Below are 14,051 nucleotides of genomic sequence, written 5' to 3'. Positions count from 1 at the left end.
AAGGCGGTGGTTATAGGTCCTGGCTTTCGCCAGGACGACAGTTGTGGATGTCGCACGATGTGCGTTCCCGCCGCCCCTCGGGAAGCGGGTCGCAAATCACACCTTCTGCTTGGCCGCTGCCTTCGCAAGATCCGGCGCATTCACGGCGGGGATCGCGACGCGGCCGGGGCCGGTTTGTTGAAGCGCGGCGGCGGCCTTGTCGTTCTGCATGATCTTGGCCATGACAGCCTGGCCGGCACGTTCGAACACGGCGCGGTTGTCGATCAGGAACTGGCGCGACTTGCGCAGGCCGTCGATATAGCCGTTGATCTCGGGCACGACATAGCGCGCGACCATATCCCAGCTGCGGCGGGTATTTTCCGGATTGGCCCAGTCATGCGCGAAGCCGATGATCGAGCCGACACCGCCGGAGACATCGATCAGGTTCTTGATCATCTTGATCAGATCGTCCGGCGTGCCGATGGTGGACGCGGCGCCTTCGACGAAGGCGGTCTTGTCGACGGCCTCATCCGGCGAGGAGAACGCGGTCAGGCCCGGCCGCATCAGGGTGCCGACATTATATTCGTTGTGCCAGCGCATCAGCCCGGCGCCGGCCTCGCGCCGCGCCTGCTCGCGCGTCTCGGCGATGTGCCAGGACAGCAGCACGCGCCAGTTGGCGCGGCTCACGGTGGTGCCGGCCTTCTTGGCGGCGTCCTCGGCGAACTGCCATTGCTGCGGCAGCGCCATCAGGCCCTGGGTCGACATCGAGCCGAGCGAGATGATGCCGATGCCGTATTTGCCGGCGAGCGTCATGCCCGACGGCGAGATCTGCGAGGCCACCACGAACGGCATGTCCTCCTGCAGCGGCAGGATCTGCAGCGCGGCGTCGTGCATCTCGAACCAGTCGGTCTTGGCGGTGACGCGCTCGCCGTTGAACAGGCGGCGGATCACCGCGATCGCCTCGTCCTGGCGGTCGCGCTGGGCCATCGGGTCGATGCCGAGCGTATGGGCGTCGGAGGCGAGCGCACCGGGGCCGGAGCCGAAGATGGCGCGGCCACCGGTCATGTGGTCGAGCTGCACCATGCGCTGCGCGACGTTGAAGGGGTGGTGGTACGGCAGCGAGATCACGCCGGTGCCGAGCTTGATGCGCTTGGTGCGCTCGCCGGCGGCGGCCAGGAACATCTCCGGCGAGGCGATGGTCTCCCAGCCCGAGGAGTGGTGCTCGCCGCACCAGAATTCGTCGTAACCGAGCGTGTCGAGCTGCTCGACGAAGTCGAGGTCGCGGCGGAATTGCAGCATCGGATGCTCGCCGATCGGGTGATGCGGGGCGAGGAAGGCTCCGAACTTGAGGCGCGCCATGGGTCGTTCTCTCCGGACTATTGTTATCGGGGGCTTTCCGCCAACCTACGGGGTGGCCCGGGGCAAGGCAATGCTCGGGGGTTGCGGCGGTCGCATGGTTGTTGCGCAAATCGGCGGCGATTGCCGCCGTCCGGAATGTTTCCCAGCGCGTCAACGCAAATTGGCAGCCAGGCTCCCAGCGTCTGTGATCCCGGGCTTACCTCGCAGGTAATCGAAGCGATGACCGGAATCTGCTGATGTCCGCCGTAACGTCATTTCGGGCAGGACAGGACATGCACCAGATCGTTTCGACGCGAGCGGACACATCCCGCCGCTGGTGGGTGCTGGCGATCGTGGTGTCAGCGCAATTCATGTTCGGCGTCGATGCCTTCATCGTCAACGTCGCAATCCCGACGATCGCGGCGGAGCTGCACGCGACGCCGGCGCAGATCGAGGCCGTGATCGCGATCTACCTGATCGCCTATGCCACGCTGGTGGTCACCGGCGGCCGGCTTGGCGACATCCATGGCACCCGGAACGTGTTCATCGCCGGCGTCGCCGGATTCTCGGCGACCTCGCTGTGGTGCGGTCTCGCGCAGTCCGGGCATGAACTCATCGTCGCGCGGCTCGCGCAGGGCGCCACCGCGGCGCTGATGGTGCCGCAGGTGCTGGCGACGCTGCATCTGCTGTTCACAGACGCCGCCCGCGCGCGGGCGTTCGGCATCTACGGCATCGTGCTGGGGCTCGCGGGCGCCGCCGGCTTCATGCTCGGCGGCGTGCTGGTGACGCTCGACCTCGCGGGGCTCGGCTGGCGCGCGGTGTTCTTCGTCAACGTGCCGTGCGGCGTCGTCATCATCTTGGCGGCATTGAAGATCATGCCGACGGTGCCGCGCCGCGCCGGCACGCGGCTCGATATCCCGGGCGCGATCGTGCTGTTCGCGGGCCTGCTGTGCCTGATCGGTCCGCTGCTGTTCGGCCATGATCTCAACTGGACGGCATGGGTGTGGCTGGTGATGGCAGCGGGCATCGCTGTGATCGCGGCCTTCGTGCGGCTCGAGCGGTCTGTCGCGCGCCGCGGCGGCATGCCGCTGATCGATCTGTCGCTGCTGTCGGATCGCGCCTTCATGCGCGGGCTGGTCGCGGTGTTTTTCTTCTTCTTCGCCAACCTGTCGTTCTACCTCATCATGACCATGTTCATGCAGAAGGGCTTGCAGATTCCGCCGCTTCAGGCCGGGCTGGTGTTCGTGCCGCTGGCGCTGACATTCGTGATCGCCTCGCGTCACAGCGGCCTGCGCGCCAAGCATCGCGGCACGCTGGTGCTGATCGAGGGCTGTGCGCTGCAGATCGTCGGTCTCGCCGTGCTGGTCGCGACAACTGAGGCGGTCGCGGCACCGTCGGCACTGCTGCTCGCACTGGTGCTGATGATCTTCGGCTACGGCCAAGGGCTTGTGATGGCGCCACTGTCGAGCGCGGTGCTCGCGAGCGTGCAGCCCGCCAGCGCCGGTGCCGGCTCCGGCATGTACGGCACGACGACGCAGATCGGCAACGCGGCCGGCGTTGCCGCCATCGGCGCTGTCTTCTTCGCAATCGAGAGCACGATGTCAGCACGTCTGGCGCTGTTTGCGGCATGCGCATTGTTTGTGCTGTCGATCACCATTTCAGCCGCATTTCTGTCATGGATGCGCCGTGTGAGCGCATGAATCCGCATGCATGTGGTGCGTTCCTTTCGAAAAGTTCATGCTCAACAAGGTGCTAAGGCAACCATTTCACCCAGCCCGCAGCGCGATCACGCATTAACGCCGATTCTCACAATTCCGCAGGGGAAGACAGCACACGGTCTTTTCATTTCGCAGTGCAGCAATTATCTGTTCGGGTGACACAGAAGACTAAATCACCTCAGGAGTTGCTGTTGTCCCTGATCAACAACGTCGAATTTCTGCGTCATCTGCCGAAGATGAACGCGTTCAACGGCCTTGGCGCACTCGCGCCGGCCGTGCCGACGCCGCTCGTCGAGACGACCGAATTCGGCGTCAACCCCGGCGATCTGAAAATGTTCTCGTTCGTGCCCGCGCAGCTGGCGCGGTCGCCCGCGCTCGTCGTGGTCTTGCACGGCTGCGGCCAGACCGCCGCGTCCTACGATCTCGGCGCCGGCTGGTCGGCGCTTGCGGCGCATTACGGCTTCGCGCTGCTGATGCCGGAGCAGCAGGCTGCCAACAACGGCAACACCTGCTTCAACTGGTTCAATCCGCAAGACATCGCGCGCGGGCAGGGCGAGGCCGCGTCGATCAGGCAGATGATCGCGCATCTGGTCGGCACGCATGAGATCGACCCGCGCCGCATCTATGTGACGGGACTGTCCGCCGGCGGCGCGATGGCCTCGGTCATGCTCGCGACCTATCCGGATGTGTTGGCGGCCGGCGCCATCATCGCCGGCCTGCCGTTCGGCGTCGCCACCGATCTGCGCGAAGCGCTGCACGCGATGATGCATGGCAGCGCGCTGTCCGCGCCCGAGCTCGGCGGTCTCGTCCGCAACGCCTCGACGCATGGCGGCGCCTGGCCGAAGATTTCGGTGTGGCACGGCAGCGCCGACCGCACCGTGCATCCGGGCAATGCCGATGCGATCGTGCGGCAGTGGCTCGACGTGCATGGCCTGCCCCTTGCCGCGATGTCGAAGGCGGATGTCGATGGTCATCCGCGCGAGGTCTGGTGGAACGCCGACGGCGAAACCCTGGTCGAGTCCTACACCATCGCCGACATGGCGCATGGCACGCCGCTCGGGCTTGCCGACAATGACGAGCGCTATGGCGTGGAGGGCGCGTTCCTGATCGAGGCCGGAATCTCCTCGTCGTATCACATCGCAAGCTTCTTCGGTCTGACCGACAAGGTTCGTCAGCCGCCTATCGCGCCAACCGGAATTCCGCGCGAGCGCGCCGACACGGTCTCGATGACGGTACCGGTGCCCGCGGCCGAGCCGGAGGTGGCATCCGGCCGCAAAAGCGGCCGGCCGCGCAAGCGACGGAGCAAGGGTGTCGATGTCGGCGGCGTCATCACGCGGGCGCTCTCCGCCGCAGGGCTGATGAGTAAGGGCTGATGAAGTAGCTACATCTCACCGGTCAGGAACGGATTCGTCATCCGCTCCTGGCCGATGCTCGATCCCGCACCGTGGCCGCAGATGAAGCCGACATCGTCGCCGAGTGGCAGCAGCTTGTCCTTGATCGACTGGATCAGCGTCGCATGACTGCCGCCGGGCAGGTCGGTCCGCCCGACCGAGCCGGCGAACAGCACGTCGCCGACATGGGCGAAGCGCAGCTCCTTGTTGAAGAACACCACGCTGCCCGGTGAGTGGCCGGGGCAGTGCAGGATGTCGAAGGTGAGGTCGCCGATCGAGACCTGATCACCCTCATCGAGCCACCGGTCCGGCCCGAAATTGCGCACCCCGGTCATGCCGAAGCGTTCGCCGCTCGAGACGACATTGTCGAGCAGATATTTGTCGGCGATATGCGGGCCCTCGATCTTGACCTGCAGCGCGTCGCGCAGTTCGGCGGCGCCGCCGACATGGTCGATATGGCCGTGGGTCAGCCAGATCTTCTCGACCGTCACGCCGGTCTGCTTGATCGCGGCCTGGATTTTCGCCACGTCGCCGCCGGGGTCGATCACCACGGCCTTCTTGGTGGGCTCGTGCCAGATGATGGTGCAGTTCTGCTCGAACAGCGTCACCGGCACGATGATCGCGCCGGCCTTCGGTTTGGTGTCGGTTGTCTCGTTCATGACGGCACCATAGGCTTCCGGCAAACGCCGTCAACACGCGCCGGGAAATGCGGCTGCCCCGGCGTGTGATCCCAAAACGGACCGTGATAAGGTCTCCTCCAGCAGACCAAGTTCGCGAGCAGGCCGGTACGCGGCTGCTCTCGATCATGATTCAAGTCCTCGCAGTCCGGAACTTCATGACCCAGACTCCCAAATCACCGATCGGCGGACCCCGGACCACCGCGCGCGCCTTCTTCGTCGCGGATCGCATCAACACGTCGGGCCTCGAGCGCGGCGACGTGCTGGCCACGACGCCGCTGGCATTTCGCGTCAATGAAAACGGCGTGGCGATCCTGTTCCGCTACGGCGTCGTCGTCCTGATCGGCCTCAATGCGCTGGAGGAGGATGAATTCCTGCGCAGCCTGCAGTCGCGCATGACCGGCCTGTTCACGCGGCGCGAGGAGGAGATCGCAATCATCGAGCTCGCCGCCGAGAAGGAGGATCAGATTCCGCCGGGCGGCCCGATCTATCTGCAAGGCCTCTCGCCGGAGCGGCTGATCCTGGTCGGCGAGGCGTTGGCGAAAAGCGTGGTGCTGGCGCGGCACGAGCGCGAGGTCCGGGCCGTCTTCGACACGACCGAGCCGCTTGCACGTGAGCTCGCCAAGGGTGGCCGCGTCCATGGCGGCCGCGTTGCGATCCTCAAGCACATCGGCAACGCGCTGCTGGTGCGGCATCGCGTGGCAGGACCGGTCGAAGTGTCGGAGAAGCCCGATATCCTATGGGACAAGCCGCACCTCGAGCGACTCTACGCCCGGCTCGAGGACGAGTATGAATTGAAGGAGCGTGCGGAATCGCTGAACCGCAAGCTCGCGGTGGTTGCCGAGACCGCGCAGGTGCTGACCGATATCATCGACACCAGCCGCTCGCTGCGGCTGGAGCTGATCATCGTCTTTCTGATCCTGTTCGAGGTGCTGATCACCATCTATCAGCTGGCGATGGCCCGGCACTAATGGGCCTTGCGATGAGCGTAGCCCGGATGCAGCGCAGCGAAATCCGGGAGTCCTGGCCAGTCGGTCAAGTTCGTCCCGGATTGCGCTTCGCTTCATCCGGCTACGGCGCCATTTTTCCGTCCCGAATTGTGCGTCATCCCTGAACCGATCGGCCGCCCCCGGGCGCGGGGCCGCCTGGGGCCGGGCTGCGAGCTTGGGGGGGACCGGATGGATCAGGACAACAGGGACTGGTGGCGGCGCGGCATTTTCTATCAGGTCTATCCGCGCTCGTTTCAGGATAGCGACGGTGACGGCATCGGCGATCTCAAGGGGATCATCACGCGACTGCCCTACCTGACGCGGCTTGGCGTCGACGCGGTGTGGTTGTCGCCGATCTTCCCGTCGCCGATGGCCGATTTCGGCTACGATATCTCCGATTACACCGGCATCGATCCGTCGTTCGGGACGATGGAGGATTTCGACGCGTTGATCGCGGCCGCGCACGATTCCGGCCTCAAGCTGATCCTCGATCTGGTGCCGAACCACACATCCGACCAGCATCCCTGGTTCATCGAGGCGAAGAGCTCTCACGACAACCCCAAACGCGACTGGTACATCTGGCGCGATCCGGCGCCGGACGGCGGCCCGCCCAACAACTGGCTGTCCGAGTTCGGCGGCAGCGCCTGGGCGTATGACGAGGCCTCGGGCCAATACTATTATCACGCCTTCCTCGCGCAGCAGCCCGATCTCAACTGGCGCAATCGCGAGGTCAGGGACGCGATCTACGACGTGATGCGCTTCTGGCTGCGCAAGGGCGTCGACGGTTTTCGCGTCGACGTGATCTGGCACCTCATCAAGGATGCCGAATTCCGCGATAACCCGACGAACCCGCATTATCGGGCGGACCGGCCACCGCACGAGAAGCTGCTGACGCAATATTCGACCGATCAGCTCGAGGTGCACACCGTCATCACCGAGATGCGCGGCGTCACCGAGGAATTCGACAACCGCGTGCTGATCGGCGAGATCTATCTGCCGCTGCACCGGCTGGTTGCCTATTACGGCAACGATCTGCGCGGCGCGCAGATGCCGTTCAACTTTGCGCTGCTGTCGACCTTGTGGAGCGCGCGAGCGGTCGAGATGATCATCGCCGATTACGAAAAGGCGCTGCCGCCGGGTGCGTGGCCAAACTGGGTGCTCGGCAATCACGACCGGCCGCGGGTGGCGAGCCGGGTGGGGCCGGCGCAGGCGCCGGTTGCCGCGATGCTGCTGCTGACGCTGCGCGGCACGCCGACGCTCTATTACGGCGATGAGATCGGCATGCGCCAGGTTGCGATTGCGCCGGATCAGGTGCGCGATCCCTTCGAGAAGAACGTGCCGGATATCGGCGTCGGCCGTGACGGCTGCCGCACGCCGATGCAATGGAGCGCCGAGCGCCATGCCGGCTTCTCGACGGCCCCGCCGTGGCTGCCGCTGGCGCAGGACTTTGCCAGCGACAATGTCGCAAGTCTCGAGGCGGAGCGGGCGTCGATCCTCAACCTCTACAAGGCGCTGATCGAGCTGCGGCGAAGGCTGCCGCAGCTCGTCCATGGCAGCTATGAGCCGGTGGCGGCGCACGGTGATGTGCTGCTCTACCGGCGGCGCAGCACCGACGGCGTCGTCGTGATCGCGCTGAATTTCGGCGCGGCCGCCGCGTCGGTCTCCTCGAGCGCGATCGGCTTCAGCAATGAAGTCCTGCTGTCGACCTTGATGGACCGGCAGGGCGAGAAGGTCGAAGGCGTGCTCGATCTGCGCGCCAATGAGGGCGTGATCCTCGGTCCGCATCAGGACGATTGACGCCGTGTGCGGGGCTCATTGGTATCGATGTCGCTGCGCTTGAGCAGGTAGTCGAGCCCACCGACCCGATACCAGCGATAGCCGTAGGCCTCGATCAGAAGCTTGTGGCGACTGGCATCGTCGGCGCGGCTGTGGTCCTCGGTCAGGAGATTGACGAGGAGATTGCCGGCGTCGTCGGGCAGCCCGACGTTGAAAGATATCTCGAGCGGCTTTTCCGCGAAATTGTGCACGAACAGCACAGAGTTGTTACGCCAGTCGTACCGGACGATCAGGATGGCGCGATTTCGGGTTGCGATAACCTTGAAATCTCCCCAGCCGACCTCGGGGACTTCCTTGCGCATCCGGACGATGCGCTCGGTCCAGTTCAGCATCGAATTGGGGTCGCGCCGTTGCTTGGCCGCGTTGACGTGCTCGTAGCCATACGGTCCATTGTCGATGATGGGCACACATGGGCAGTCGCTCTCGGTGAAGCCGGCGTGGGGCTCAGTGGACCATTGCATCGGCGTGCGCGCGCAACCGCGTTCGGGCAGGTCGAGATTGTCGCCCATGCCGAGCTCATCGCCGTAGCGGATCACGGGCGTGCCGGGAAGCGTGCACATCACGCTGTAGGCGAGCTCGATGCGCCGGCGGTCGCCGCCTAGCATGGGCGCAAGCCGTCGCCGGATGCCCCGGTCGTAGAGCTGCATGCTCTTGTCGGCACCGAATGCCTTGAACACCGTCTCGCGCTGCGGCTTGGAGAGGCGGCCGAGGTCGAGTTCATCATGGTTGCGCAGGAACAAGCCCCATTGTGCGGTCGCGGGCCGTGGCTTGGTTGCCGTCAGGGCCTTCGCTAGCGGCTTCGTGTCGGCGGACGCCAGCGCGTAGAACAGATGCTGATTGACGTGGAAGTTGAACATCATGTGCATGCGGTCGCCGTCACGCCCGAAATATTCCATGTCCGTCTCGGGTAATACGTTGGCTTCGGCGAGAATGATCGCGTTGCCCTGGCGCCATTGCAGGAATTCCCGAAACGATCGCAGCATGTCGTACTGCTCGACCGGCTTGCGACTGGAGGCGCCCTTGGTCGCGATCACGAACGGCACGGCGTCCATGCGGAAGCCCGAGACGCCGAGCTGAATCCAGAACCCCATGATCTTGAGGTCTCGGCCTGCACATGCGGGTTCGACGTGTTGAGGTCCGGCTGGAAATCGTAGAAGCGGTGAAAGTACCAGGCACCGGCTTGCTTGTCGCGCGTCCAGGTCGATTTCTGGACGCCGGGAAATACCATGCCGGTGTTGGCATTGGCGGGCTTCTTGTCCGACCAGACGTACCAGTCGCGGTACGGCGAGTCCTTCGAGCTGCGCGCTGATCGAAACCAGTCGTGCTGATCGGAGGTGTGATTGACGACGAGATCGATGATGACGCGGATGCCGCGCTGCTGGCAGCCATGGGTAAATTCAACGAAATCGCCCAGCGTGCCGTACGCGGATCGACGCCGTAATAGTTCGAGATGTCGTAGCGTCGTCCCTGTTGGGCGAAGGCTGAAACGGCATCAGCCAGATCGCGGTGATGCCGAGCCCGTGCAGATAGTCCAGTCGCCGCAGCAAGCCGCTGAAATCGCCGACGCCGTCGCCATTGGCATCCATGTAGGTGCCGACGGAGAGGCAGTAGATCACGCCATTCTTGTACCAGAGGTCGTCAATCACCGGGCAGTCCTCATCGATCCGCCGGGGGTCGGCGGCTGAGGAATAAGCGGCGTGGCGGCAGCTGGTTCCTGATCGGAGCGTCGTGCCGCAAGGGGCGGCACGACCTCCATGCCGAGTGGCTACCGCTTGATCTGCGCCTTCAGCGTATCCCGACCACCGGATCGAAGGATGATGCCTTTGGCGCGCTCTTTCGGTGCTCGGCAACGTATTTCTTGCGCTCGGCGATCAGCGCGGCGAGCTTTTCCAAAAGCGCGTCGCTGCCTTTATCATCGATTTCGTTTTCCGGCATCGTCAACTTTCGCATCTGCTCGCATGACTGTCGTCAGAAGCTGCGCATCTAAGAATTGATGTTGACGAGATCGTACGTAAATTTCACTTCAGAGAACGTTGCGCCGAGCAGCGTCCGAAGATGCCGCTTCGTCAGAAGCGCCAGAAGATCATTCAAGAGGAAGCAGAACTCGGCAAGAATGAGGAGCGGAAAAATGTACAGGATATACCCTGAGTTCATCTTCTACATCACCGCACTGACGTGAAAGCCATAGCGCGGGAATGTCTGATCACCCAGGCAACGACTTTCTTCAGCCCGAGAAACGCCTTCAAGTAATAAGCCGATAATTGAATTGAGTTGTTCGCTACACTACCCGTTACCCAAGTACTGAATTCAGAAGACGGCGGCTCCATCAACAACGAGGAGCCCATCATGGCACGAGCAACTTTCTCTCTGGTTTCCGTGCTGAAGGCGCCGTGTCGAAGTCCGCGACAGCACTTATGCCAGCCGACGCGGCAACGACTGGGTCAAGAAGATTTGCACGCAGCGCGAGACTCTGATCATCGCCGGACTTCGCTGCTAACTTCCCGATGTTCCGACTTTGGAACGTTTGCCACATTTTCCCGTTGGTTGAGATCATACTATTCACGGAGGACAACGAGATGAAGACATCTTTTGCTATCGGATCCTTGCTGGCGGCGACCCTAGCCACGGGTGCCTTTGCCGCGACAACCGTGCTCACGGCGGCGCCGACGGAAAGCTGGACGGTCACGAACTACTACAAGCAAGCCGTTTACGATCCGAAGGAAAGCAAGATCGGCGACATCGACGACGTTCTCGTAGACAAGACCGGCAAGATCACCGGTCTTGTGATCGGCGTCGGCGGGTTTCTCGGCGCTGGCGAGAAGGATGTCATCGTGCCCTTTACCGCCGTCAAGACCGCCAAGAAGAACGACAAGTGGTGGTTGACCCTGGACGAAACCAAGGACGATCTGAAGGGCGCTCCGGGCTTCAAATACGACCGCGCAAGCACCACTTGGGTGCCCGAGAAGAAGTAGCGCGTCGGCGCGAGCGTTCGATTGGGCGCTCGCGCTTGGTCGAGGTGAAGATCACGGCCAGTCGACTTCCGCAAACTTCGACTTGCGCCGCACCAGTTCGCGCCGTAGCTCCGCTCGCTCTATCGGCGCAACCTGGTGCTGAATGCCCTCGTAGAGTTAGAGCGCACCTTGAAAGGTGCTCCAAGCTCTGAATCGGAGTAGGCGTTGCGGAATTCGAGGAAGCTCGGATAGGCCTGCTCGAACTTAAGATACGATTGCAGAGCCAAAGCGGACATGCAGCGCCAGGACCGGCTCAGAAAGCGAATGCCCGCGGCTTGAAAAGCGTGGCCGGCGAAATTGCCAAGTTCGAGGCCGCCATCTCTGCCAAGATCAAGAGCACACCACACGTTGCCGAACGTGCTGAAATCATCGAGAGCGTGCCTGGCTTCGCCGAAATGACCTCCGCAAACCTCATCGCAGGAATGCCGGAGCTCGGGCAGGTGAGCAACGAGATCGCCGCGGCGCTATTAGGTGCTGCTCCCTATGGCGACGGGAAGCGTCATGGCAAACGCCACATCAAGAGCGGCCGCCGCTGGGTCCCGGCGCTCCGACGCACAGGCCCTTCTTCGCGCCCTCGTCCTTGCGGTGACGCGCTGCCCCAAGGAGCGAACCCCCTGGGCCTTCGTCCGCCAAGCCTGGGAAGCGCCGCGAGGAAGACTTCGGGAAAGCTCTAATCCCTCGATCCTTTGCTCCCCAGAGGCTCGTCTTCGCCTACAGCAGCGGAATTCCTGGGTGCCGAGCAACTTCAGCGCGGTCTCGATCTTGGCGAGGAGCGCCGGGATTTCGGCGCGCTCGTTCGAGCCGGGATCGGTTTCGAGCCGCGCGAGCAATTGAGTCCTCTGACCAAGGAGCTTCGCAACAGCGGACATCTCATCACCGAAGAAACAGGATTGACGTCGAAAGGGCCGCGCAGAGAGCGGCCTTTTCTTCCAGTTCACCAGCTCCGGGTGCCAAGCTGAAACCGATGCTACCGCTGTAAAAGCCGTAACCGCGATCGTAGTAGCCCGGCCCGCTGTAGTAGCCGTAGCTCCGGCGGACCATATAGCCGTCGTCTCCGCCGTAGTAGCGTTGGACATAGCGGCGATCACGGGTCCGGTAGCAGCGGCCATACACATCGCAGACGAGGCGCACGTGCTCGATGCACGCGACCTCCATCGACGCGGTGGCCGCAGGTGCAATACTCGCGGGCGACGCCACAGGGGCGCCGCGAGAGCTCCTAGCGCGATGGTCTTTTGGGTGGTCTCCTTGGCGGGTCAGTCGATCTCTTCGATGATGCGACGCGCATGGGGTTCGACGATGTAGGTGCGGCTATCCCGGTTGATGTACCGGTACTCGCGCAGGGTCGGAGCATCCCGATAGACCTCTTCGGGGAACGCTTCGATCTCCACACCCTCCGGCACGCGCTCTCCGGTGCGGATCTCGGTACGAACCGTGCTGCCCGTGGTGCGACGCTCGCGCTCGAGCGGGCGCGCCTTGGCGTGCTTGCGGATCACCTCGCGATCCTTGTCGGTGAACGTCGTCTTGCGCTGCTCGGCGGGCGCCGGCGCGGCCGCTGTGGAGCGGCCCGAGTACGGCAGGACCGCGACGATCTTGTAGCTGGAGGGCTCCACGATCACGATCTCGTCCTTCACCAGCACGAAGTTGTAGCCCCGGTACTGCGGCACGATCTCGACGACCTCCGCAGGCAGCGGCTGCAGGCGCACATCGCGCGGCACGGCCGCACCGACCGACAACGAGAAATTCACGTTGTTGAGCGGCTTCACGTTCAGGTGCGAAATCGAAGTGCTGATCCGGGTGCGCTGCTGATCGTTGATGTTTACAGACGCATTTACGTTCGTGTTCGACGAGCGATCGGCCGTGTTATGCTGGCTGTTCGGCTGCTGGGCCGTGGTGGTCGAATTGCTACCCGTCGGGGACCGCGCCTGATTGGTGCCTGAAGCCGGCGGGTTCGCGCTCTGCGTCTGTTTGTTTGCAGGCGGATTGGTCTGCGCCTCGTTCGAAGGTGGATTGGTCTGGTTTGAGGGCTGGGTGGTCCGCGCCTGGTTGGCGGAGCTGTTCGACGTAGGCGCCTGCGTGGTCGTACCCGAGTTGGACGTCTGGCCTGCAGCGCTCTGGCCGGCCGATGACGGAGGCTGTGTCTGGGTCGAATTCGTCGAAGGATTGGCCTGCGCGGATCCCGAAGAGGAGTTGGACGACGGTGTCGACGCCGAAGAGGACGGCGGCGGCGCCGATGTGGAATCCTGCTGACGCTGCGTAGCCGACGGATTGGAGTTCGACGTGCCCGGAGAAGATTGCGCGAGAGCCGAAGTCGCGAGCGCGACTGCGGCGGTCGTAGCCAAGAATAAACGCTTCATCTGAAATCCTCCTAATAGTCGCCGAACAACACCGGACCAAGCGTCGGGTTCCTGCCCGGGAAGTTTCGGCAAATCGGTTGAAACGGCGCAGCCGAAAATCCTTCCGGGCGGCAGAGGAATCATCCCCGCATTGCGGCGACGCGCGGCCTCCCAGCTATCCGGAACAAAAGGAACTTCGCGCCAGCTCGCTCGTTGGCAGTGACTACTTAGAAGCCATTGGAGGAGACATCATGAAGAAGCTTATCTTTTGCGGCGCGCTCGCCGCGTTCACTCTCGGCACGCAGGCTGCCAGCGCGGCCGAGTTCTATATCGTGCGCGATGCCACCACCAAGAAGTGCACCGTTGTCGATACCAAGCCGACGACGACCACCACGACGGTCGTGGGCGATGGCGTTTACAAGACCAAGACGGAAGCCGAATCCGCCGTCAAGACCACGAAGGTCTGCACCGAACAGTAAGGATTTCGCCTGGGCCGATTTCGGCTGACCAAGAAAAAAGAGCAGGACCACCGATGCCGGTATTTCTGCTGTGGGGCGCTCCCGCGGTGATCGTCATCAGCGGCGCCAGCTATTGGTTCACATGCATTTAGCATATAGAAGTCGCTTCGGAACGGCTCGTCCGATTGCTCGGGTGGGCCGTTTCCTCTTTACCGAACGAGCTGAGAGCCCGACCCTCGCGCACGCAGGAAAACTTCCTTCGCGATTCGAGTCGAGCGGCAGTGACATCAAGCGATATGCAAATTCGTCGACATCTCCCCG

At 63.4% G+C, this 14,051-nt stretch carries 14 protein-coding genes and 1 pseudogene; 7 read left to right on the top strand and 8 right to left on the bottom strand.

Features of this window, described 5'->3' with window-relative positions; all coding sequences use genetic code 11:
• Positions 1-96: 96 nt before the first annotated feature.
• Positions 97-1,338 (bottom strand): LLM class flavin-dependent oxidoreductase, encoded by a 1,242-nt coding sequence (locus tag E2I15_RS29080; protein ID WP_137478499.1) that lies wholly within the window; start codon positions 1,336-1,338, stop codon positions 97-99.
• 272 nt (positions 1,339-1,610) lie between these two features.
• Here E2I15_RS29080 and E2I15_RS29075 point away from each other — a divergent pair, with 272 nt between their 5' ends.
• Both E2I15_RS29075 and E2I15_RS29070 read left to right on the top strand, forming a co-directional pair.
• Positions 1,611-3,017, top strand: a complete 1,407-nt coding sequence (locus E2I15_RS29075) for an MFS transporter (RefSeq protein ID WP_137478500.1) — start codon at positions 1,611-1,613, stop codon at positions 3,015-3,017.
• Positions 3,018-3,226: 209 nt separating this feature from the next.
• Positions 3,227-4,408, top strand: coding sequence for an extracellular catalytic domain type 1 short-chain-length polyhydroxyalkanoate depolymerase (locus E2I15_RS29070; RefSeq protein WP_170991479.1), 1,182 nt, complete (start codon positions 3,227-3,229; stop codon positions 4,406-4,408).
• An 8-nt stretch (positions 4,409-4,416) separates the two neighbouring features.
• Here the strand turns inward: E2I15_RS29070 and E2I15_RS29065 are convergent, their stop codons facing one another.
• Positions 4,417-5,085, bottom strand: coding sequence for an MBL fold metallo-hydrolase (locus E2I15_RS29065; protein WP_026192007.1), 669 nt, complete (start codon positions 5,083-5,085; stop codon positions 4,417-4,419).
• 176 nt (positions 5,086-5,261) lie between these two features.
• Here E2I15_RS29065 and E2I15_RS29060 point away from each other — a divergent pair, with 176 nt between their 5' ends.
• Together E2I15_RS29060 and E2I15_RS29055 are read left to right on the top strand one after the other, a co-directional pair.
• Positions 5,262-6,074 (top strand): RMD1 family protein, encoded by an 813-nt coding sequence (locus E2I15_RS29060; RefSeq protein ID WP_137478501.1) that lies wholly within the window; start codon positions 5,262-5,264, stop codon positions 6,072-6,074.
• Positions 6,075-6,281: 207 nt separating this feature from the next.
• A complete protein-coding gene (locus tag E2I15_RS29055) occupies positions 6,282-7,889 on the top strand; it encodes an alpha-amylase family glycosyl hydrolase (RefSeq protein ID WP_137478502.1) in 1,608 nt (535 codons plus the stop codon).
• Here the strand turns inward: E2I15_RS29055 and E2I15_RS39900 are convergent.
• The 4 genes and pseudogenes from E2I15_RS39900 to E2I15_RS29045 form a co-directional block, all read right to left on the bottom strand.
• A complete protein-coding gene (locus E2I15_RS39900) occupies positions 7,877-8,230 on the bottom strand; it encodes a hypothetical protein (RefSeq protein ID WP_502707207.1) in 354 nt (117 codons plus the stop codon). The two genes, E2I15_RS29055 and E2I15_RS39900, sit on opposite strands and share 13 nt — an antisense overlap.
• A 39-nt stretch (positions 8,231-8,269) precedes the next feature.
• Positions 8,270-9,297 (bottom strand): annotated as a pseudogene (locus tag E2I15_RS29050) (alpha-amylase family glycosyl hydrolase); the annotation flags it as partial.
• 28 nt (positions 9,298-9,325) lie between these two features.
• Positions 9,326-9,574: an alpha-amylase family glycosyl hydrolase gene (locus tag E2I15_RS39595; RefSeq protein ID WP_349629421.1), complete on the bottom strand. Its 249-nt coding sequence runs from the start codon at positions 9,572-9,574 to the stop codon at positions 9,326-9,328.
• 139 nt (positions 9,575-9,713) lie between these two features.
• Positions 9,714-9,863 carry a hypothetical protein gene (locus tag E2I15_RS29045; RefSeq protein ID WP_155262620.1) on the bottom strand — a complete coding sequence of 50 codons (150 nt, stop codon included), beginning with the start codon at positions 9,861-9,863 and terminating at the stop codon, positions 9,714-9,716.
• Positions 9,864-10,504: 641 nt separating this feature from the next.
• Between E2I15_RS29045 and E2I15_RS29035 the strand changes: the two genes are divergently transcribed.
• Complete coding sequence (locus tag E2I15_RS29035; RefSeq protein ID WP_137482894.1) at positions 10,505-10,900, top strand: PRC-barrel domain-containing protein; 396 nt, start codon at positions 10,505-10,507, stop codon at positions 10,898-10,900.
• Between the two features lie 314 nt (positions 10,901-11,214).
• Positions 11,215-11,613 (top strand): transposase, encoded by a 399-nt coding sequence (locus E2I15_RS29030; protein WP_155262619.1) that lies wholly within the window; start codon positions 11,215-11,217, stop codon positions 11,611-11,613.
• Between the two features lie 199 nt (positions 11,614-11,812).
• Here the strand turns inward: E2I15_RS29030 and E2I15_RS29025 are convergent, their stop codons facing one another.
• On the bottom strand, positions 11,813-12,136 hold the full coding sequence (locus tag E2I15_RS29025) for a hypothetical protein (RefSeq protein WP_246668353.1): 324 nt from the start codon (positions 12,134-12,136) through the stop codon (positions 11,813-11,815).
• Between the two features lie 56 nt (positions 12,137-12,192).
• Entirely contained in the window at positions 12,193-13,293 is a 1,101-nt protein-coding gene (locus E2I15_RS29020) for a DUF1236 domain-containing protein (protein ID WP_137482896.1), read from the bottom strand.
• A gap of 230 nt (positions 13,294-13,523) precedes the next feature.
• Between E2I15_RS29020 and E2I15_RS29015 the strand changes: the two genes are divergently transcribed.
• Positions 13,524-13,751 carry a hypothetical protein gene (locus E2I15_RS29015; protein WP_137482897.1) on the top strand — a complete coding sequence of 76 codons (228 nt, stop codon included), beginning with the start codon at positions 13,524-13,526 and terminating at the stop codon, positions 13,749-13,751.
• The last annotated feature ends 300 nt before the right edge of the window (positions 13,752-14,051 follow it).

Source organism: Bradyrhizobium sp. BR2003 (genome assembly GCF_009720285.1).
GTDB lineage: Bacteria > Pseudomonadota > Alphaproteobacteria > Rhizobiales > Xanthobacteraceae > Bradyrhizobium > Bradyrhizobium elkanii.
This window is presented reverse-complemented; position numbering and strand designations above follow the sequence as displayed.